At 73.4% G+C, this 17,804-nt stretch carries 19 protein-coding genes; 7 read left to right on the top strand and 12 right to left on the bottom strand.

Annotation, left to right across the window (positions count from 1 at the left end; translation table 11 throughout):
• The first annotated feature begins 2 nt into the window (after window positions 1-2).
• The 3 genes from ACFYW5_RS22495 to ACFYW5_RS22485 all read left to right on the top strand — a co-directional run bounded on the left by ACFYW5_RS22495 (window position 3) and on the right by ACFYW5_RS22485 (window position 3,407).
• Window positions 3-800, top strand: coding sequence for an SURF1 family protein (locus ACFYW5_RS22495; protein ID WP_389418823.1), 798 nt, complete (start codon window positions 3-5; stop codon window positions 798-800).
• A 64-nt stretch (window positions 801-864) separates the two neighbouring features.
• A complete protein-coding gene (locus ACFYW5_RS22490; RefSeq protein WP_389418822.1) occupies window positions 865-2,646 on the top strand; it encodes a glycoside hydrolase family 15 protein in 1,782 nt (593 codons plus the stop codon).
• A 5-nt stretch (window positions 2,647-2,651) separates the two neighbouring features.
• Window positions 2,652-3,407, top strand: coding sequence for an SDR family oxidoreductase (locus ACFYW5_RS22485; RefSeq protein ID WP_389418821.1), 756 nt, complete (start codon window positions 2,652-2,654; stop codon window positions 3,405-3,407).
• A gap of 33 nt (window positions 3,408-3,440) precedes the next feature.
• Here the strand turns inward: ACFYW5_RS22485 and amaP are convergent, their stop codons facing one another.
• Genes amaP through ACFYW5_RS22460 form a run of 5 tightly spaced genes read right to left on the bottom strand, consistent with a single transcriptional unit; the run spans window position 3,441 to window position 5,772 of the window.
• Window positions 3,441-4,019: an alkaline shock response membrane anchor protein AmaP gene (amaP, locus tag ACFYW5_RS22480; protein WP_389418820.1), complete on the bottom strand. Its 579-nt coding sequence runs from the start codon at window positions 4,017-4,019 to the stop codon at window positions 3,441-3,443.
• Window positions 4,020-4,024: 5 nt separating this feature from the next.
• Entirely contained in the window at window positions 4,025-4,702 is a 678-nt protein-coding gene (locus ACFYW5_RS22475) for a DUF6286 domain-containing protein (protein ID WP_389418819.1), read from the bottom strand.
• Window positions 4,699-5,067: a hypothetical protein gene (locus ACFYW5_RS22470; RefSeq protein ID WP_389418818.1), complete on the bottom strand. Its 369-nt coding sequence runs from the start codon at window positions 5,065-5,067 to the stop codon at window positions 4,699-4,701. The genes ACFYW5_RS22475 and ACFYW5_RS22470 overlap by 4 nt, the downstream gene beginning before the upstream one ends.
• Window positions 5,068-5,072: 5 nt before the next feature.
• Window positions 5,073-5,264, bottom strand: a complete 192-nt coding sequence (locus ACFYW5_RS22465) for a hypothetical protein (protein WP_389418817.1) — start codon at window positions 5,262-5,264, stop codon at window positions 5,073-5,075.
• A gap of 31 nt (window positions 5,265-5,295) precedes the next feature.
• A complete protein-coding gene (locus ACFYW5_RS22460) occupies window positions 5,296-5,772 on the bottom strand; it encodes an Asp23/Gls24 family envelope stress response protein (RefSeq protein WP_389418816.1) in 477 nt (158 codons plus the stop codon).
• An 88-nt stretch (window positions 5,773-5,860) separates the two neighbouring features.
• Here ACFYW5_RS22460 and ACFYW5_RS22455 point away from each other — a divergent pair, with 88 nt between their 5' ends.
• Window positions 5,861-6,583 carry a nucleopolyhedrovirus P10 family protein gene (locus ACFYW5_RS22455; RefSeq protein WP_389418815.1) on the top strand — a complete coding sequence of 241 codons (723 nt, stop codon included), beginning with the start codon at window positions 5,861-5,863 and terminating at the stop codon, window positions 6,581-6,583.
• A gap of 4 nt (window positions 6,584-6,587) precedes the next feature.
• Here the strand turns inward: ACFYW5_RS22455 and ACFYW5_RS22450 are convergent, their stop codons facing one another.
• From ACFYW5_RS22450 to ACFYW5_RS22435, 4 genes are all read right to left on the bottom strand, one after another.
• Window positions 6,588-7,379, bottom strand: a complete 792-nt coding sequence (locus ACFYW5_RS22450) for an enoyl-CoA hydratase/isomerase family protein (RefSeq protein WP_389418814.1) — start codon at window positions 7,377-7,379, stop codon at window positions 6,588-6,590.
• Window positions 7,380-7,487: 108 nt separating this feature from the next.
• On the bottom strand, window positions 7,488-7,706 hold the full coding sequence (locus ACFYW5_RS22445; RefSeq protein WP_019758351.1) for a helix-turn-helix domain-containing protein: 219 nt from the start codon (window positions 7,704-7,706) through the stop codon (window positions 7,488-7,490).
• A 335-nt stretch (window positions 7,707-8,041) separates the two neighbouring features.
• On the bottom strand, window positions 8,042-9,640 hold the full coding sequence (locus ACFYW5_RS22440) for an ABC-F family ATP-binding cassette domain-containing protein (RefSeq protein ID WP_389418813.1): 1,599 nt from the start codon (window positions 9,638-9,640) through the stop codon (window positions 8,042-8,044).
• Window positions 9,641-9,731: 91 nt separating this feature from the next.
• Entirely contained in the window at window positions 9,732-10,445 is a 714-nt protein-coding gene (locus tag ACFYW5_RS22435) for a hypothetical protein (protein ID WP_389418812.1), read from the bottom strand.
• Between the two features lie 181 nt (window positions 10,446-10,626).
• Here ACFYW5_RS22435 and ACFYW5_RS22430 point away from each other — a divergent pair, with 181 nt between their 5' ends.
• Together ACFYW5_RS22430 and ACFYW5_RS22425 are read left to right on the top strand one after the other, a co-directional pair.
• Window positions 10,627-11,517, top strand: coding sequence for a neutral zinc metallopeptidase (locus ACFYW5_RS22430; protein WP_389418811.1), 891 nt, complete (start codon window positions 10,627-10,629; stop codon window positions 11,515-11,517).
• A gap of 100 nt (window positions 11,518-11,617) precedes the next feature.
• Window positions 11,618-12,031: a VOC family protein gene (locus ACFYW5_RS22425; RefSeq protein ID WP_389418809.1), complete on the top strand. Its 414-nt coding sequence runs from the start codon at window positions 11,618-11,620 to the stop codon at window positions 12,029-12,031.
• Here ACFYW5_RS22425 and ACFYW5_RS22420 read toward each other — a convergent pair.
• The 3 genes from ACFYW5_RS22420 to ACFYW5_RS22410 form a co-directional block, all read right to left on the bottom strand.
• Window positions 12,028-13,428 (bottom strand): hypothetical protein, encoded by a 1,401-nt coding sequence (locus ACFYW5_RS22420; RefSeq protein WP_389418808.1) that lies wholly within the window; start codon window positions 13,426-13,428, stop codon window positions 12,028-12,030. The two genes, ACFYW5_RS22425 and ACFYW5_RS22420, sit on opposite strands and share 4 nt — an antisense overlap.
• Window positions 13,429-13,600: 172 nt before the next feature.
• A complete protein-coding gene (locus ACFYW5_RS22415) occupies window positions 13,601-14,728 on the bottom strand; it encodes an alpha/beta hydrolase family protein (RefSeq protein ID WP_389418807.1) in 1,128 nt (375 codons plus the stop codon).
• Window positions 14,729-15,586: 858 nt separating this feature from the next.
• A complete protein-coding gene (locus ACFYW5_RS22410; protein ID WP_389418806.1) occupies window positions 15,587-16,288 on the bottom strand; it encodes a class II aldolase/adducin family protein in 702 nt (233 codons plus the stop codon).
• A gap of 252 nt (window positions 16,289-16,540) precedes the next feature.
• Here ACFYW5_RS22410 and ACFYW5_RS22405 point away from each other — a divergent pair, with 252 nt between their 5' ends.
• Window positions 16,541-17,773 carry an anion permease gene (locus ACFYW5_RS22405; RefSeq protein ID WP_389418805.1) on the top strand — a complete coding sequence of 411 codons (1,233 nt, stop codon included), beginning with the start codon at window positions 16,541-16,543 and terminating at the stop codon, window positions 17,771-17,773.
• Window positions 17,774-17,804: the final 31 nt, after the last annotated feature.

Genomic DNA, 17,804 nt, shown 5'->3' with positions numbered 1-17,804 from the left:
GGGTGTACCGCTTCCTGTTGTCCCGGCAGTGGGTGATCCTCACGCTGGTCGCCGTGCTGCTCATCCCCACGATGATCAGGCTGGGCATCTGGCAGATGCACCGCTACGACGAGCGCACCGCCCGCAACCAGCTGGTCTCCGACTCGCTGGCCGCGAAGCCGGTACCCGTCGAGCGGCTGACCGCCCCCGGGCACGCCGTCACCAGGAACGAGCGGTACCGCACCGTCACCGCCACCGGGCACTTCGACACCGACGACGAGGTCGTCGTCCGCCGCCGCACCAACGCCGACGACGAGGTCGGCTACCACGTGCTCACCCCGTTCGTGCTGCGCGACGGCAAGGTGCTGCTGGTCAACCGGGGCTGGATCCCCGCCGACCGGGCGGCGAGCCAGAGCGCGTTCCCGGAGGTGCCCGCCCCGCCGGGCGGCGAGCTCACCGTCACCGGCCGGCTGATGCCCGACGAGACGACCGAGGCGAGCGGCATCAAGGACCTCCAGGGCCTGCCCGACCGCCAGATCATGCTGATCAACAGCGCGCAGGAGGCGCGCCGCCTCGACGCCCGGGTGCTCGGCGGTTACCTCGTGCAGACCGGACCGGCCCCGAAGGGCGGCACCCCGCAGCAGCTCGGCAAGCCCGGCAAGGAGGACGCCGCGCTGAACTACGCCTACGCCGTCCAGTGGTGGCTGTTCGCCGCGGGCGTCCCGGTCGGCTGGGTGATCCTGGTCCGCCGCGAGCTGCGCGACCGCCGGGCGCGCGAGACCGGGCAGCCCGCCGCGCGGAGCGAGCCCGCGGCGGTGTGAGCCGTCCGGCCGGAATGACCACAGCGCAAGATTGCGCGTCCTTCCTGCCGGGAACCCGCTCCCCGTGCATCCCCGTATCGAGGACTACGCGCTCATCGGCGACGAACAGACGGCTGCCCTGGTCGGCACGGACGGCTCCGTGGACTGGCTGTGCCTGCCCCGCTTCGACTCCGCCGCCTGCTTCGCCCGGCTGCTCGGCGACGAGGAGAACGGCCACTGGCGGATCGCCCCCACCGGCGCCGAGCGGTGCACCCGCCGCGCCTACCGACCGGACACCCTTGTCCTGGACACCGAATGGGAGACCGATCAAGGCGCCGTCCGCGTCACCGACCTGATGCCCCAACGGGACCGCGCCCCCGACCTCGTCCGCATCGTCGAGGGCCTGCGCGGCGAGGTCACCGTCCGCAGCACGCTCCGGCTGCGCTTCGACTACGGCTCGATCACCCCCTGGATACGCCGCTCCGACGGCCACCGGGTCGCGGTGGCGGGCCCGGACTCGGTGTGGCTGCGCAGCGAACCGCAGGTGCGCACCTGGGGCGCCGACCACTGCACGTACTCGGAGTTCACCGTCGCCGAGGGCGAGTCGGTGGCGTTCGTGCTGACCTGGCACCCCTCGCACGAACCACGCCCCGCGCTCGTCGACCCCTACGCATCGCTGGCCACCAGCGTCTCCGACTGGCAGGCCTGGGCGGCCCACTGCCGCTACGACGGCCCGCACCGGGACGCCGTGGTCCGCTCCCTGATCACCCTGAAGGCGCTCACCTACGCCCCCACCGGCGGCATCGTCGCCGCCCCCACCACCTCGCTCCCGGAGGAGCTGGGCGGAGTACGCAACTGGGACTACCGCTACTGCTGGCTGCGGGACTCCACCCTCACCCTCGGCGCGCTCCTGGCCGCCGGGTACCAGGAGGAGGCCGAGGCCTGGCGGAACTGGCTGCTGCGGGCGGTCGCGGGCGACCCGGCGGACCTGCAGATCATGTACGGCGTGGCGGGTGAGCGCCGGCTGCCCGAGATGGAGCTGCCGTGGCTGGCCGGCTTCGCCGACTCCGGGCCGGTACGGATCGGCAACGAGGCCGTGAAGCAGGTCCAGCTCGACGTGTACGGCGAGGTCATGGACTCGCTGTCGCTGGCCCGCAGTTCGGGCCTGCCCTCCAACCCGCAGATGTGGGCGCTGCAGATCGCGCTGATGGACTTCCTGTGCAGCGCGTGGCGGCAGCCCGACGAGGGGTTGTGGGAGGTGCGCGGGGGCCGCAGGCAGTTCGTCCACTCCAAGGTGATGGTGTGGGTGGCCGCCGACCGCGCGGTGCGCGCGGTGGAGCGCGACCCCCATCTGGAGGGCGACGTGGACGCCTGGCGCGCGTTGCGCGACGAGGTGCACCGGGAGGTGTGCGAGAAGGGCTACGACCCCGAGCGGAACACCTTCACCCAGTACTACGGCTCGCGCGAGCTGGACGCCTCGCTGCTGCTGATCCCGCGCGTGGGCTTTCTGCCGCCGGACGACCCCCGGGTGATCGGCACCATCGACGCGGTCCGCGACGAGCTGTGCCACGGCGGCTTCCTGCGCCGCTACAGCCCCGAGGAGACGGCCGACGGACTGCCGGGCAGCGAGGGCACCTTCCTGGCGTGCTCGTTCTGGCTGGCGGACGCCCTGCACATGATCGGCCGCGGCAAGGAGGCCAGGGAGCTGTTCGAACGGCTCGTGGTGCTCGGCAACGACGTCGGGCTGCTGGCCGAGGAGTATGACCCCGTGGCCGGTGTCCAGCTGGGCAACTTCCCGCAGGCGTTCAGCCACATCGGCCTGGTGAACACCGCCCTCGCCCTGTTCGGGACGGAGGAGGCAGGATAGGGGGCATGGATCTTGGACTGAAGGACCGGGTGTACGTCGTCACCGGAGCGACGCGTGGGCTGGGCAACGCCACCGCGCGGGAGCTGGTCGCCGAGGGCGCGAAGGTGATCATTTCGGGGCGGGACGAGACGACGGTCGCCGAGGCCGCGTCCGCGCTGGGCCCGGACGCGGTCGGGGTCGCCGCGGGCAACGCCGACCCGGAGACGCCCGCCCGGCTGATCGCCGCCGCGCGCGAGCACTTCGGCGGCTTCGACGGTGTCCTCGTCAGCGTCGGCGGCCCGGCGCCCGGCTTCGTCGCCGACAACACCGACGAGCAGTGGCAGGCGGCGTTCGAGTCGGTGTTCCTCGGCGCGGTGCGGCTGGCCCGGGCGGCGGCGGCCGAGCTGGAGGCGGGCGGTGTCATCGGCTTCGTGTTGTCGGGGTCCGTGCACGAGCCGATTCCGGGCCTGACCATCTCGAACGGACTGCGGCCCGGCCTCGCCGGGTTCGCCAAGTCCCTCGCGGACGAGCTGGGACCGCGCGGGATCCGGGTCGTGGGGCTGCTGCCGGGGCGCATCGACACGGACCGGGTGCGCGAGCTGGACGGGATGTCCGCGGACCCGGAGGCGACGCGCGCGGCCGCCGAGACGCGGATCCCGCTGCGGCGCTACGGGAGGCCGGAGGAGTTCGGCCGGACCGGCGCGTTCCTGCTCTCCCCGGCCGCCTCGTACCTGACCGGCATCATGGTCCCGGTGGACGGCGGCCTGCGGCACGGGTTCTAGCCGCGGAGGGTGCTCCGAGGGAGCAGGTCCGGTTCAACTGACCCGCTCCGCGCGGTGCTTGGCCGCCTTCAGCCTGACCTCCGCCGGAAGCTCCGCCAGTCCCGCCGACTGGCGTGCGTGGGTGAGGGGCCCGGCCGTGAGGTCGGTCAGGGTCGTGCCCGGGTCCACATGCGGTTCTAGCAGCAGCCGTACGCGGGCCCCGGGGGCGCTCCTGCGGCCGGTCAGCCGGGTGTGCGCCCGGTGGACCCCGTCCATCGACTCCGCGTCGCTCACCAGTACGCCCTCCAGGGCGCGGCCCCGCAGCAGCGCGCCCTCGCCGTCGCCGGTGTCGACCAGGACCTCGGCGAGCCGACGACGCCGCAGCACCGCGGTCAGCCACCACAGGAGCAGCAGGAGCAGCACCGCCAGCGCGGCGATGACCGCCGGCCACCACCAGCCCTCGTCCTGCCAGCGGGTCCGCTCGGAGTCGCTGAGCAGGACGTCGTCCCGGCCGTCGTGGATCCACCAGGACGGCGGGTTCAGACCGAGGCCCACGGCGAGCACGGAGCCGCCGAGGACGACCAGGAGCAGGCCGACGAGGCCGAGCAGGACGCGGTTGACGGTCCTGAGCATCGCGCTCACCCCTTCCGTCCGGGTCGCTGCACCCGCACCGACAGGGCGGGCGGCCGGGACAGGCCGAGGCCGTTCACGGCGTCGGCGAGCGCGCCGTCGAGGTCGGCGCGTACGTCGTCCAGGTCCCGGAAGTGGGAGACCGCGCGGACGTCGGCCCGCTTGCGGCGCATGCGGACCCGGGCCGACTGCACACCGGCGATCTCCATGGCCCGGTCGCGCAGCACCAGCGCGGCGGCCTGACGGTCCAGTGCGCCGCGCACGTCGGGGTGGGTGCGGCGCATCGGCAGCAGGGACCGCAGGCCGGGTGTGGCGGCCAGCCAGAGCAGCCACAGGCCGAGGGCCGTGGCGACGCCCGCGCCGATCAGCACCCGGATGTCGTCGAGGGGGCGCTCGGCGAGCTGGTCGGCCAGGTCCCGGCGCCAGGCCATGGCGGGCCGGTCGGCGCGCACGGCGGCGATGTCGTAGAGGAACAGGCCGACCAGGGCCAGGAGCAGCAGGGCGACGATCGCGGCCGTGACCCGGCGGGTGGACCAGAAGCGGCCGTTCGCGGCGTCCTTGCCGCCCAGGACGGGCGGTGGGTCGGAGCCGGCCGCGGACGCGTCCGGTCCGAGCGGGTCGGTGCCGGTCTTCTCGAGGACCGGCAGTGGTCGTGTCATGCCCTCGGAGCCCTGGGGCTCGCTCATCGCGTCCTCCCCTGTGCCGCGCCGTGTACCGGGTGCAGCCGCTCCACGTGGACGACGACCTCCGGCACCTCCATGCCCACCAACGCGCGTACCCGCTCGGCGACATGACGACGCACGGCGGCGCAGCGGGCGCCGATGTCGGTGGGGTAGTCGAGTTCGAGATGCAGGCGCAGGCGGGCCGTGTCGTGATGGACGACGGCTCCCGCGTGCGGGGGCGACACGTCCGCGGGCAGCGGGCCCAGGGCCTCGCGGGCCGCCTGCGAGGCGATCTTCACCACCACCCGGTCGGCGATCCGGGTGGCGCCGCGCTCGCCCGGCGGCACGACGGCCCGGGATCTGTCCACGTCACCGGAGTGCACGGTCACCTACGTCACCGCCGGTCGCGCCGGTCGTCACGGGTGCGGAAGAAGTCGCCGAGTTCCAGGTCCCCTTCGAGGAACCGGCCCACGACGAACCCGGTGGCGCCCAGGGCGGCCACCAGCAGGAAGGCACCGAAGCCGCCGAAATACCCGGCGAAGCCCAGCGCCATGCCGGCGATCATGCCGACGACGGCCATGCTCATGGTGCGCTCCCTTCAGCAGTGGGGTGGCCGGTCACTGGAGCCGGGGCTCCGGTTCCTCTTCGTCCTCCTCGTCGGGCAGTTTCACGTCGCTCACCGCGATGTTGACCTCGACCACTTCCAGGCCGGTCATCCGTTCCACCGCGGAGACGACGTTCTCCCGCACGGCCCGGGCCACGTCGGAGATCGCCACGCCGTAGTCGACGACGATCTCCAGGTCGAGCGCGGTCTGCACCTCGCCCACCTCGGCCTTCACCCCGCGCGTGACGGACTTCGAGGCACCGCCCGGCACCCGGTCCCGTACCGCGCCGAAGGTGCGGCTCATCCCGCTGCCCATGGCGTGCACTCCGACGACGTCACGCGCCGCGAGTCCCGCGATCTTCTCCACCACGCCGTCGGCGATCGTGGTCCGGCCCCGGCTCCCCGGGTCACCGCCACCGCGCTTGACGGTCCTGCGGGTCTGTCCGGCCGACTCCTGTTCGACCTCGGCCCTCTGCGTCATGTCACTCATCGCCGCACGTCCCTTTCGGTTCGTCCTTCTTCGTCCACCGTAAGCGGGGTTGCGTCATTTCGCCCCGGGGATGCGGCAGGCTGGAGTAATGACGGTGGACGGATGGGCGCGGACGGTGCGGCAGCAGTTGGGGCTCGGCAGGCTGCTGCCGTTGGGCGGGCCACGTGACGGCGCGTGGATCGCCGAGGAGGCGGCCGCGGAGGCGCTGCGCAGCGCGGCGCACGAGTTGCCGGGGGTGCGTCTCGGCGCGCTCAGGATCGCGCTCGCCGATCCCGGCGAGACGCAGGAGCCTGTGGTTCCGGCGCCGCCGAGCGCGCTGCCGCCCGGCGCGCTGCGGGTGACGGCGGACTTCGCGGCTACGGCGGCGGAGCCGCTGCCCGCGGTGGCGGACCGGCTGCGCGGGGCGCTGGCTCAGGCGGCGGACCGGCGGCTGGGGCTGGCGGTGACGGAGGTGGATCTACGGGTGACGGCGCTGCTGGACGAGGGGGCGCAGTCCGCTCCGGTACCGCCGCGGGAGGCTCCGTCGGCCCGGGAGCCCGGTGAGGGCGACGAGGCCCGCGCCGCCGCGGCCGCGCTCGCGGTGCCGGGGGTGGCGGGGCTGACCGGCATCCTGGGCGGCCTCGGCCGGCCGGTGCACTTCGAGGACCGGCCCGCCGAGGCCGCCCTGCCGGCCCGTCATGTCCGGGTGGAGATCGCGGTACGGGCGGACCACCGGGCCGTGGAGGTGGCCCGTGCGGTCCGCACCCAGGTGGCGCAGGCGGTGCCGGATCACCCGACGGTGGCGGTCCTGATCACCGCCGTCGCCGGGTGAGGGGTCACTCGCCCACGCCCGCCAGGTCCCGCAGCCGGCGCGCCTGGGCGGCGCGTTCGGCGACGCGCTGCTCCTCGTAGGTGCGGTCGGCCGCCCCGCGCAGGAGTGCCTTGGTCTCGATGACCGCGTCCCGGGGGGCGGCCAGCAGGGCGGCGGCGAGGTCGCGCACCGCGTCGTCGAGCTGGTCCGCGGGGACGGCGATGTTGGCCAGGCCGGTGCTGACGGACTCCTCGGCCGTGACGAAGCGCCCGGTGGCGCAGATCTCCAGCGCCCGGGCGTAGCCGACGAGGCCCACCAAGGGGTGGGTGCCGGTCAGGTCGGGCACCAGGCCGAGGCTGGTCTCGCGCATGGCGAACTGCACGTCGTCCGCGACGACGCGCAGGTCACAGGCGAGCGCGAGCTGGAAGCCCGCCCCGATGGCATGGCCCTGGACGGCGGCGATGGACACGAGGTCGCTGCGCCGCCACCAGGTGAACGCCTCCTGGTACTCGGCGATCGTCGCGTCGAGCTCGGCGTCGCCGCCGCGCGCGAGATCGATGAACGACGGCTCACCGTCGAAGCCCTCCGGCGTGAACGCCTGCCGGTCGAGTCCGGCCGAGAAGGACTTGCCCTCGGCCCGCAGCACCACGACCCGGACGGTTCCGGGCAGCAGCCGACCGGCCTCGGCCAGCGCGCGCCACAGAGCGGGGCTCTGCGCGTTGCGCTTGGCGGGGTTGGTCAGCGTCACCGTGGCGACTGCGTCATCGACGGTGAGTCGTACGCCGTCCTTGTCGAGAGCCGGGTCGAGCGAAGCCATGGGGCGCCTCCGATGGGTGCGGTCGCTTAAGTGACTGCACAGTAACCACCCGGCCGGTCAACCGACCGACCGGGTGGCCACCATCGAAGCCGGTGGGCTGCCCGGAGGTCAGCCCGCGGCCTTCTTGCCGCGGGTCGCCCCGCCACGCCCACGCAGCGTGACGCCCGACTCACTGAGCATCCGGTGCACGAAGCCATACGAGCGGCCGGTCTCCTCGGCCAGCGCCCGGATGCTCGCACCGGAGTCGTACTTCTTCTTCAGGTCTGCCGCGAGCTTGTCGCGCGCGGCGCCGGTTACCCGGCTGCCCTTCTTCAGAGTCTCGGCCACCCGGTCCTCCTCATGGGAAGTGCGCTCTGGTCCCCTCATGATCACCCCTCCCGGGCCTGATGGCCACCCATTCGGCAAGGTCCGTGAGACATGGATGTGACGACAGGAGCAGGTCCACACAAGAGGAACCGATGATTCCGTGACGGCGGGTTCGTACCGCCGAACGGGTTGTTCCGCGAAGCGGCAGGTCAGGGACGCGCGACGGCCGAGCCCTTGTCGACAAAGGACTCGGCCGGAAAATCCGTGTAGGACACACCCCGGTACGAGGAGATCTCACACAGATGATGGATCACGGATCGGCCGAATGATCCATACGCAGTGGATCAGCCATTCGATCAAGCCAGGGCGACGAGATCCGCGTAGTCGGCGCCCCACAGGTCCTCGACACCGTCGGGCAGCAGGATGATGCGCTCCGGCTGGAGCGCCTCGACCGCGCCCTCGTCGTGGGTGACCAGGACGACCGCGCCCTTGTAGGTGCGCAGCGCGCCGAGGATCTCCTCGCGGCTGGCCGGGTCGAGGTTGTTGGTCGGCTCGTCCAGCAGCAGCACGTTCGCTGAGCTGACCACGAGGGTGGCGAGCGCCAGACGGGTCTTCTCGCCACCGGAGAGGACACCGGCCGGCTTGTCGACGTCGTCGCCGGAGAACAGGAACGAGCCGAGCGTCTTGCGGACCTCGACGAGGTCCAGGTCGGGGGCGGCGGAGCGCATGTTCTCCAGGACCGTGCGCTCCGGGTCGAGGGTCTCGTGCTCCTGCGCGTAGTAGCCGAGCTTGAGGCCGTGGCCCTCGATGACCTGGCCGGTGTCGGGCTTCTCGGCGCCGCCCAGGAGCCGGAGCAGGGTCGTCTTGCCGGCACCGTTCAAGCCCAGGATGACGACGCGGGAGCCCTTGTCGATGGCGAGGTCGACATCGGTGAAGATCTCCAGGGAGCCGTACGACTTGGACAGCCCCTCCGCCATCAGCGGGGTCTTGCCGCACGGGGACGGCTCCGGGAAGCGCAGCTTGGCGACCTTGTCGGCCTTCCGCTCGGCCTCGAGACCGGCCAGCAGCTTGTCCGCCCGGCGGGCCATGTTCTGCGCGGCGACGGTCTTGGTGGCCTTGGCGCGCATCTTGTCGGCCTGCGAGTGGAGCGCGGAGGCCTTCTTCTCGGCGTTCTGCCGCTCGCGCTTGCGGCGCTTCTCGTCGGCCTCGCGCTGCTGCTGGTAGAGCTTCCAGCCCATGTTGTAGACGTCGATCTGGGCGCGGTTGGCATCCAGGTAGAAGACCTTGTTGACGACCGTCTCGACCAGGTCGACGTCGTGGGAGATCACGATGAAGCCGCCGCGGTAGGTCTTCAGGTAGTCGCGCAGCCAGACGATCGAGTCCGCGTCGAGGTGGTTCGTCGGCTCGTCGAGCAGCAGGGTGTCCGCGTCCGAGAAGAGGATGCGGGCGAGTTCGACACGGCGACGCTGACCGCCGGAGAGCGTGTGCAGCGGCTGGCCGAGCACGCGGTCGGGCAGGTTGAGCGCGGCGGCGATGGTGGAGGCCTCGGCCTCGGCGGAGTACCCGCCCTTGGTGAGGAACTCGGTCTCCTGGCGCTCGTACTGCTTGAGCGCCTTCTCGCGGGTGGCGCCCGAGCCGTTCGCGATGCGCTGCTCGTTCTCCCGCATCTTGCGGATCAGGGTGTCCAGGCCGCGCGCGGAGAGGATGCGGTCGCGGGCGAGCACGTCGAGGTCGCCGGTGCGCGGGTCCTGCGGGAGGTAGCCGACCTCACCGGACCGGGTGATGGCACCGCCGGCGGGGATGCCCTCACCGGCGAGGCACTTGGTGAGGGTGGTCTTGCCGGCGCCGTTACGGCCGACCAGACCGATGCGGTCACCCTTGGCGACGCGGAAGGTGGCGGACTCGATGAGGACGCGGGCGCCGGCGCGCAGCTCGATGCCGGTGGCGGAGATCACGGACAGACTCCAGGGCGGGGTCGTTGGCGGGATGGGCGGCTGAGGACGTTCCCGCCGTCTAATGCGCGAGGAGAATGGCCATGAGGCCAGTCTAACGGGGCCGTGCAAGCGGTTTTCGGCCGCCGAGGGCGTCATTGCCGAGCGGTCGGCGGTGCGGAGTGACCCGGCCCAGGTCGTCCACGGCGATGAGCTGGGACGTCCACGCGGCCCCCGGGCACGGCTGGGCCAGGAGCAGTGTCCGGCCGTGACGTACGGCACGCGCGGGGGCGAAGGCGCACCCCTCGCGCGCGGGGAGCACCCAGCGCAGATCGCCGTCGCGCAGGCGGTACGCGGTGACGCGGTGCGGGGTGACGACGGCGAGCATGGCGCGGCCCAGGGGGCGCAGGACGCCGGTGCCGCCGTGGGCGGGGAGCCAGTCGGCGGCGGCGGGCAGGGCGCGGTGCCAGCGGACGGTGCGGCCGTCGGTGGCGGTGACCAGACCGTCGTCCCAGAGGGCCACGGTGTCCCCGCGCGCGGGGAGCACGGCCAGGGGGTGGCGGCCGGCGCGGGTGTGCCGCCACAGGAGGGCGCCGCCGGCCGCGTCATGGGCCTCGACGGCCGCCCCCTGGGTGCGCGGCACGCTCGCGTGCGCCACGCGCGCGTGGACGGTGAGGCGCTCTCCGTAGGGCGCGGGGCGCAGATGGTGGGCCGCCGCGAGCAGGACGACCGCGAGGGCTACGGCGAGCAGGGCGGGGAAGACGGGAGGGGCGGGACCGGACGCGCGCCGGGCGCCTGGGCGGGCCGGCGTCGCGTCCAGCACGGCCATGACGCCCCTCCCTTGCGCTCTCCCACAGGTCAGGCGCAGAGCGTAGCCAGGCGGGGGGCGGGTGGACCGGCGGGCCGTGGGTGGCGCCGGAGGGCGTCCCCCGTTCGGGTGCGTGGTCGGCGCCCCGGGTGCGGGAGCGGGCGAGGATGAAGGTCCGGCCTAGGCGGAGGGTGTGGGTTCCATGCAGTTCGACGACGATGCCCGGCTGGACACCTCGGAGGTGCAGGACGTGCGGGGCAGGCGGGTGCCCGGCGGGCGGGCCACCGTAGGGGGCGGGATCGCCGGTCTGCTGACGCTGGTGCTGGCGCTGTTCTTCGGGGTCGGCCCCGACCAGCTGGGGCTGACCGACGGGTCCGAGCAGCCCTCGGGCACGGCGTCGGGCCTGGCGCAGGTCCAGCAGTCCTGCCGGACCGGGCAGGACGCGAACACCCGGGACGACTGCCGCATCGTGGCCGTGGTCAACAGCGTGCAGGACTACTGGGACGAGGAGTTCACGCGGCGCGGCGGGGCGTACGCGCGCTCGGCGACGGTGTTCTTCAGCGGACAGGTCGGCACCGCGTGCGGGTCGGCGACCAGCGCGGTCGGGCCGTTCTACTGCCCCGGCGACCGCAAGGTCTATCTCGACCTCGGGTTCTTCGACGAACTGCGTACGACGTTCGGCGCCGGCGGCGGGCCGTTCGCGCAGGCGTACGTGGTGGCGCACGAGTACGGGCACCACGTGCAGGACCTGACGGGCACGCTCGACCGGTCGCGGGACGGGCGGACCGGGGCGGACAGCAACGCGGTCCGGGTGGAGCTCCAGGCCGACTGCTACGCGGGTGTGTGGGCGCACCACGCGACCACGACGAAGGACGAGTCGACCGGGCGGCCGCTGATCACCAGCCTCACCGACGCCGACATCCGGGACGGCCTGGACGCCGCGGCGGCCGTGGGCGACGACCGGATCCAGGAACGCTTCCAGGGCCGGGTGACGCCGGAGTCCTGGACGCACGGGTCGGCGGCGCAGCGGCAGCAGTGGTTCCGGCAGGGCTTCGACAGCGGGGACATGGCCCGGTGCGACACCTTCCGGTGAGCGCGGGGCGTTGTCAGTGGGCGCTGCGAGACTGGACGACAGGTGACATTTCCGGCAGTGAACGTGCGGTTGCGTGAGTGATCTCGAGGGAGTGAGCGACATGGCAGGCACGGAGGGCGGGCGTCCGAGCATCTTTCCGACGGTGCTGTACGCGGACGCGAAGGCGGGCGTCAGGCAGCTCACGGAAGCACTCGGCTTCACCGAGCTGACGATGTACGAGGGCGAGGACGGCACGGTGCTGCACGCCGAGCTGACCCAGGGCAACGGCGCGGTCATGGTCGGCTCGAAGGGCAGCGGCGGTGTCTTCGACACGGCGATGAAGGGCGCGGGCCCGGCCGGGGTGTACGTCGTGGTGGACGACGTCGACGCCCACCACCGGCGCGCCGTGGAGCACGGCGTGGAGGTCCTGATGCCCCCGACGGACCAGGACTACGGCTCCCGGGACTACATCGCCCGGGACACCGAGGGCAACATCTGGAGCTTCGGCACGTACACGCCGGAGATCGGGGGTTAGTTCCCGCCCGTGTGGACCTGGAAGGCGGCGCGGCGGACCGCCTTGGCCAGGGCCGGGTCGGGGTGGGCGGCCGCGAGGGCGACCAGGACCTGGACCGTGCGCGGGTGGCCGACGGCGCGTACCTCGTCCAGCAGGGCGGGGACCGTCGGCTGCAGCGCGGACTCCAGGTGGCGCACGAGCATGGGGGCCTCGCCGTGGTCGGCGACCGCGGCGGCGGTGTCGACCCAGAGCCAGGTGGCCTCTTCGCGGGTGAGGACCTCATGGGCGTCCTCGGGGTCCACCCCGTCGTGCTCGGCCAGCCACAGTAGCGCGTACGGCCTGAGGGCCGGTTCCTCGGCCACGGACCGTACGTCGGGTTCGGCGGGGGCGCCCACCACGCGCAGCGCCTCGAAGGCGAGGCCGCGCAGCAGGGCGTCCTCGCCGCGGGCGGCGTCGATCAGCTCGGTGACCGCGCTGCCGACCGGGCGGGCCGCCAGCCAGGCGCGGTACTCGGCACGGGCGGCGTTCGGGCGGAGCTGGGCGCAGCCGCGGAGCATGTCCTCGGCCGCCTGCTCGATGTTCCCGGCGGGGCTCTGCGCGGCGACGCAGATCTGCTCCAGCTTGACCCAGACCGCCCAGCTGCCGAGCGGGGTCAAGGTGGCCTGGCCGTCGCCGTAGGTGAGGGCGCCGACCGAGGCGAGGGCGTGCAGGGCCCAGTCCAGCAGCGGGGCGAGCGGGGTGTCCTCGGCGGGGGCGGCGCGGTCCGGCTCGGGCTGCGGGCCGTAGGGGATCTCGCAGCGCTCGGTGCGCAGTTCGGTGACGCGCTGTTCCAGCAGGTCGAGGAGTTGCGCCACCGGCACCGGGCCGGCGGACAGCTGGAGGAAGGAGAGCACCTGGGGCATGGCCGAGACGACCTCGGCGACCGCGGCGGGCTCGTGGTCGGCGGGCTCCGGGTGGGCGAGCGACCAGGCGTCGAAGAGGGCGACCCAGCCGCGCAGTACGGCGCTGTCGTCCCGGTGCCATGCGCGCAGCCGCCAGCCGGGGCGCGCGCTGTCGCCGTGCACCTCGATCAGACCGGCGAGGCGTGCGGTGTCCCAGTCCGCGCGGACCTGAGCGACGGTCAGGTCCAGTTCGGCCGCGGCCCGTTCGGCGCTCGCGTCGGAGAGGGTGCCCTTGCTGTCAGGGTGGGCGCCGTCGCGGCCGGGGCGCAGGGCGACGTCGGCCCAGTGCGCGACCCGGGCCGCCGCGGCCAGGCCGGAGCGCGCCATTCTGGCCAGCTCCGCGGGGGCCGGGGTGCCCTCGGGAGGGCGGGGGGCGGGGCGGCGTGGGCGCCGTTGGTTCACAGCTCTGGGGGCGGCGGCCAGGGGTCGCGGGCGGACGAGTCGAAGCCTGGAGTCGCGCGGGATACGGGACGTCACGGGTGCAGTCTTCCGGTTGACGGTCCGAAAACCCAAACGGAATGTCACGAGGGGCGACGGGGATGGCCAACGCACGGGGTCCGGCGGGCGACGGAGGACCGAGAACAGGCCAGTTGTACCGGGTTAAACGGAACCGGTGGGACCGGTCCGGGGTGCCCGTCGTCCGGGGCGCTCACATGAGAGGGGTCAGGAAGCGGCGCAGGGTTTCCTCGTAGGCCCTGGGGTCCGCGTTCCACATGGCTCCGTGCGGGGCGCGCTTGACGGTGTGGAGGCTCACCAGGCCGGGGTGGGCGTCGGCCAGGCGGCGGGAAGGGGTCCAGGGGGCGACGATGTCGTCGGGGCCGTGGAAGATCAGGGTCGGCACACTGAGCCGGTAGCTGATCTCGTCGGGGGCGGCGCGGTCGCCGTACAGGCCCGTGCGGCCCTGGGCGGCGCGGACCGCGAGGGGGAGCACGGCGCCCGGGGTGCGGCGGGCGGCGGCGAGGGCGCGCAGGGTCGCCTCCCAGCTGAGCACCGGGGAGTCCAGGACGAGTCCCGAGATCCGGTCGCGCAGCCCGGAGCGGGCGGCGGCGCGCAGGGCCATCGTGGCGCCGGTGGACCAGCCGAGCAGGACGAACTGCCGGGCTCCGTAGCGCACGGCGTAGCGGAGTGCCGCGTCCAGGTCGCGCCACTCGGTCTCACCGAGGTGGCTCAGGCCGTCCGGGGAGCGGGGTGCCCCCAGGTCGCCGCGGTAGCCGAGGGCGAGGACCGGGAAGTGGCGGGCGGTGAGGGACTCCATGACGTTCATGGCGAGTTCGCGGGTGGTGCCGAGACCGTGCACCGCGATGATCCAGGTGGGGCGGGCGCCGGGCACGAACCAGGCGGGCAGCGGGCCGAGTTCGCCGGGGATGTCGACGTCGGCGTGGTCGAGGCCGAGTGCGGCGCGGGGGTCGCCGACGTGGAGGTTGGGGGTGAGCCAGACCCGGTCGCCGGGGCTGAGGGTGCCGTGGGTGACGCGTTCCAGGCGGCGGACGACCGTGTCGGCGGTGTGGGTCGCGGTGCCGAGGACGGGGCCCACGACCGCGTGCGAGCCGTCGCCGCCGAGGCCGTAGACGCCGGGGCGCAGGGAGGCCAGGTCGCGGGTGAGCGAGATCTGGCCGGCCGCCGTGCCGTGCACCGTGAGCCGGGGTTCGGTGGGCAGGGGCCTGCCGGGGGGCGCCTTGAGCGCGGCATCGCTGGCGAGTCGCCCGGCGGCCACGCTTGCCGCGCCGGCGGCCAGGGCCATGGTGACGGCAGCGGCCGTCGCGGTGACAGTGCGCACGCCACCAGTGTCCTGGCGGACCCCGCGTACGGCCAGTGGGAGGGCGGGGGCGGGGCGGTTAGGGGGGCGAGACGGTTAGGGGGGCGAGACGGCAGGGGTGGGCGGACGCGGGGGCGGCAGGGGTGGGCGGACGCGGGGGCGGCAAGGGTGGGCGGAGGCCGGGGGGGCGGCCAGCGGGAGGGCAGACGCGGGCGCCGTCAGCGGGAGAGCGGACGCGCGTGACGGTCAGCGGAGCGGCGGATCCGCGTCGCGGCAGCGGGAGGGCAAACGCGGGTCACGGCCAGCGGGACGGCGGGGGCGGGCGACGGTCAGCGGAACGGCGGACATGCGTCACGGCCAAAGGGACAGCGGAACGGCGTCACGCCAGCGGGTCGGCGAGCGCGCGTCACCGCCAGCGGGACGGCGGATGCAGGCACCGGTCGGCGGAACGGCGGACATGCGTCACGGCCAACGGGACTGCGGACCCGCGCTACGCCAGCAGGGCGGCGGACGCGCGTAACTACCAGCGGACGGAGGACACAGGCGCCGGTCAGCGGGACGGCGGACCGGCGTCACGCCAGCGGGGCGGCGGGCGCGCGTCACCGCCGGCGGGAGGGCCGACGCGGGTCACCGCCAGCGGGACGGTGGACGCGGGCGCCGGCCAGCGGAACGGACGACATGCCTCACGGCCGACGGGACACCGGACCGGGCCACGCCAGCAGGGCGACGCGCACGCGCCACCGCCAGCGGGACGGTGGGCGCAGGCGGCGGTCAGCGGGACGGACGACATGCCTCTCGGACAACGGAACAGCGGACGCGCGAGGCGGAGGACCCCCGGCACCGCCAGCGGGGTAGCGCGCGGGCCCGAGGGCCGCCGGGTCAGGACTGCTGGCCGTAGCCCCGCAGCCTCTCCCTCACCTCCGTCAGTTGTTCGGCGGACAGCAGGGAGGGGGACAGGCCCGGTATCGAGGACGCCGTGAGCCAGACTCGGCACATCCACTCCAGCTGGGCCGTGCGGTCGTAGGCCTGGGTCAGGGTGGCGCCGTAGGCCAGGGTGCCGTGGTTCTGCAGGAGGCAGGCGGTGCGGTCGGTCAGGGCCCGGAGCATGTTCTCGGCCAGTTCCTCGGTGCCGTACGTCGCATACGGGGCGACCCGGACGGGGCCGCCGAGGTCCGCGGTGATGTAGTGGATCGCCGGGACCTCCTGGACCAGCGTCGAGACGGCCGTGGCGTGCACGGCGTGTGTGTGGACGATCGCGCGGGCGCCGGTGGCGCCGTAGACGGCGAGATGCATGGGCAGCTCGCTCGTGGGCCGCAGCTTTCCGAGGACCCGGCGCCCGGACAGGTCGACGCCCGTCACGTCCTCGGGCGTGAGCCGGTCGTACGGCACCCCCGTGGGGGTGACCAGGACCGTGTCACCGACGCGTACCGAGACGTTCCCGGACGTGCCCACCACCAGACCGTCGGACACGGTCCGGCGGGCCGTCGCGACCAGTTCCTGCCACGCGCGCGCCTCCTCGGGGCCCACGCCCTCCGGCCATGACTCCCCCGCGCCCCGCCGGTTCTCTCGCTGCTCAGCCATGCGGCGATCCTGCCAGCCGACGCGCCCGGCTTCAGGGGTGACCAGGATCTCTTTCACGGCCCCTGAGCCCGCTCCGGAAGGTCGCCCGGGGCTCCCGGCCCTTGGGGCGCCTGAAGCCTGCGGAGCCGCATGGAACCGACGCAAGACGGAACGCCTTGTTCAGACACCCCGTAGCTCACCCCAGTTCACCTTCCGTTCACTCAGGTTACTTACGTTCGTCCAGCCAATGACCTCGAACGATTGCCTGGGTAAATGGAAAACTTCTCGCTGATCCTCGCGATTGTGGTAATAACCGCACTCGCGTTCGATTTCACGAACGGTTTTCACGACACCGCCAATGCGATGGCCACGACCATCTCGACCGGTGCCCTCAAGCCCAAGGTCGCGGTGGCCATGTCCGCCGTGCTGAACCTTGTCGGCGCGTTCCTCTCCGTGGAGGTCGCCAACACGATCTCCAAAGGTCTCGTGGACGAGACCGGCATCCGTCCCGAGGTCATCTTCGCCGCGCTGGTCGGGGCGATCCTCTGGAATCTGCTGACCTGGCTGGTCGGTCTGCCCTCCAGCTCCTCGCACGCCCTCATGGGCGGCCTGATCGGCGCGACCATCGCCTCGGCGGGCGTCGGCGCGGTCCACGGCGACGTGCTCGTCACCAAGGTCCTCATCCCGGCGATCGCCGCCCCGCTGGTCGCGGGCCTCGCGGCGATGCTCGCGACGAAGCTGATGTACTCCCTGGGCAAGAAGGCCGACGGCAGCCAGTCCTCCGAGAAGGGCTACCGCGCCGGCCAGATCGCCTCCGCCGGCCTGGTCTCCCTCGCCCACGGCACCAACGACGCGCAGAAGACGATGGGCATCATCACCCTCGCCCTCGTCGCCGGCGGCACCCTGGCGCCCGACTCGGACCCGCCGATGTGGGTCATCCTCTCCGCGGGCGTGGCCATCGCGCTCGGCACCTACCTCGGTGGCTGGCGGATCATCCGCACCATGGGCAAGGGCCTGACCGACCTCCAGCCGCAGCAGGGCTTCGCCGCCCAGACCAGCGCGGCGACGGTCATCCTGGCCTCCTCCCACCTCGGTTTCTCCCTCTCCACCACGCACTCCGTCTCCGGTGCGGTGATGGGCGCGGGCCTCGGCCGCAAGGGCGGCGTCGTCCGCTGGTCCACGGCGACGCGGATGTTCGTCGCGTGGGGCCTGACGCTGCCGGCCGCGGCGCTCGTCGGTGCGCTGGCCGAGTGGGTCACGAACTTCGGCCCCTGGGGCACGGCGGTCGTGGCGGTGTTCCTGGTCGGCTCCAGCGCGGCCATCTGGAAGGTGTCCCGCCGCGAGATCGTCGACCACACCAACGTCAACGAGACCGAGGAGCCCGCGGGTGTCGTGACCACGGCGATGGCGGCCGTCACGCCGCCGCCCGCCGGCCCGGTGACCGAGGAGCTCGCGGCGACGATCCCGGCCCCGGCCGGGGGCCCGACGCCGTCGGCCCGCGTCTGACCCCCGACCGGATACTCAAGGAAGCAGCATC

Origin of the sequence: Streptomyces sp. NPDC002779, assembly GCF_042888685.1 — a bacterium.
Taxonomy (GTDB): Bacteria; Actinomycetota; Actinomycetes; order Streptomycetales; family Streptomycetaceae; genus Streptomyces.
The sequence above is the reverse complement of the archived record's forward strand: the minus strand, read 5'-3'. Positions and strand labels throughout refer to the sequence as shown.

What these genes read in the sequence shown, in the direction of transcription:
- ACFYW5_RS22485 (WP_389418821.1), top strand. Translation starts at nt 2,652, where the DNA reads ATGGATCTTGGACTGAAGGACCGGGTGTACGTCGTCACCGGAGCGACG.
- amaP (WP_389418820.1), bottom strand. Translation starts at nt 4,019, where the DNA reads ATGCTCAGGACCGTCAACCGCGTCCTGCTCGGCCTCGTCGGCCTGCTC.
- ACFYW5_RS22475 (WP_389418819.1), bottom strand. Translation starts at nt 4,702, where the DNA reads ATGAGCGAGCCCCAGGGCTCCGAGGGCATGACACGACCACTGCCGGTC.
- ACFYW5_RS22465 (WP_389418817.1), bottom strand. Translation starts at nt 5,264, where the DNA reads ATGAGCATGGCCGTCGTCGGCATGATCGCCGGCATGGCGCTGGGCTTC.
- ACFYW5_RS22460 (WP_389418816.1), bottom strand. Translation starts at nt 5,772, where the DNA reads ATGAGTGACATGACGCAGAGGGCCGAGGTCGAACAGGAGTCGGCCGGA.
- ACFYW5_RS22455 (WP_389418815.1), top strand. Translation starts at nt 5,861, where the DNA reads ATGACGGTGGACGGATGGGCGCGGACGGTGCGGCAGCAGTTGGGGCTC.
- ACFYW5_RS22450 (WP_389418814.1), bottom strand. Translation starts at nt 7,379, where the DNA reads ATGGCTTCGCTCGACCCGGCTCTCGACAAGGACGGCGTACGACTCACC.
- ACFYW5_RS22435 (WP_389418812.1), bottom strand. Translation starts at nt 10,445, where the DNA reads ATGGCCGTGCTGGACGCGACGCCGGCCCGCCCAGGCGCCCGGCGCGCG.
- ACFYW5_RS22430 (WP_389418811.1), top strand. Translation starts at nt 10,627, where the DNA reads ATGCAGTTCGACGACGATGCCCGGCTGGACACCTCGGAGGTGCAGGAC.
- ACFYW5_RS22425 (WP_389418809.1), top strand. Translation starts at nt 11,618, where the DNA reads ATGGCAGGCACGGAGGGCGGGCGTCCGAGCATCTTTCCGACGGTGCTG.
- ACFYW5_RS22410 (WP_389418806.1), bottom strand. Translation starts at nt 16,288, where the DNA reads ATGGCTGAGCAGCGAGAGAACCGGCGGGGCGCGGGGGAGTCATGGCCG.
- ACFYW5_RS22405 (WP_389418805.1), top strand. Translation starts at nt 16,541, where the DNA reads ATGGAAAACTTCTCGCTGATCCTCGCGATTGTGGTAATAACCGCACTC.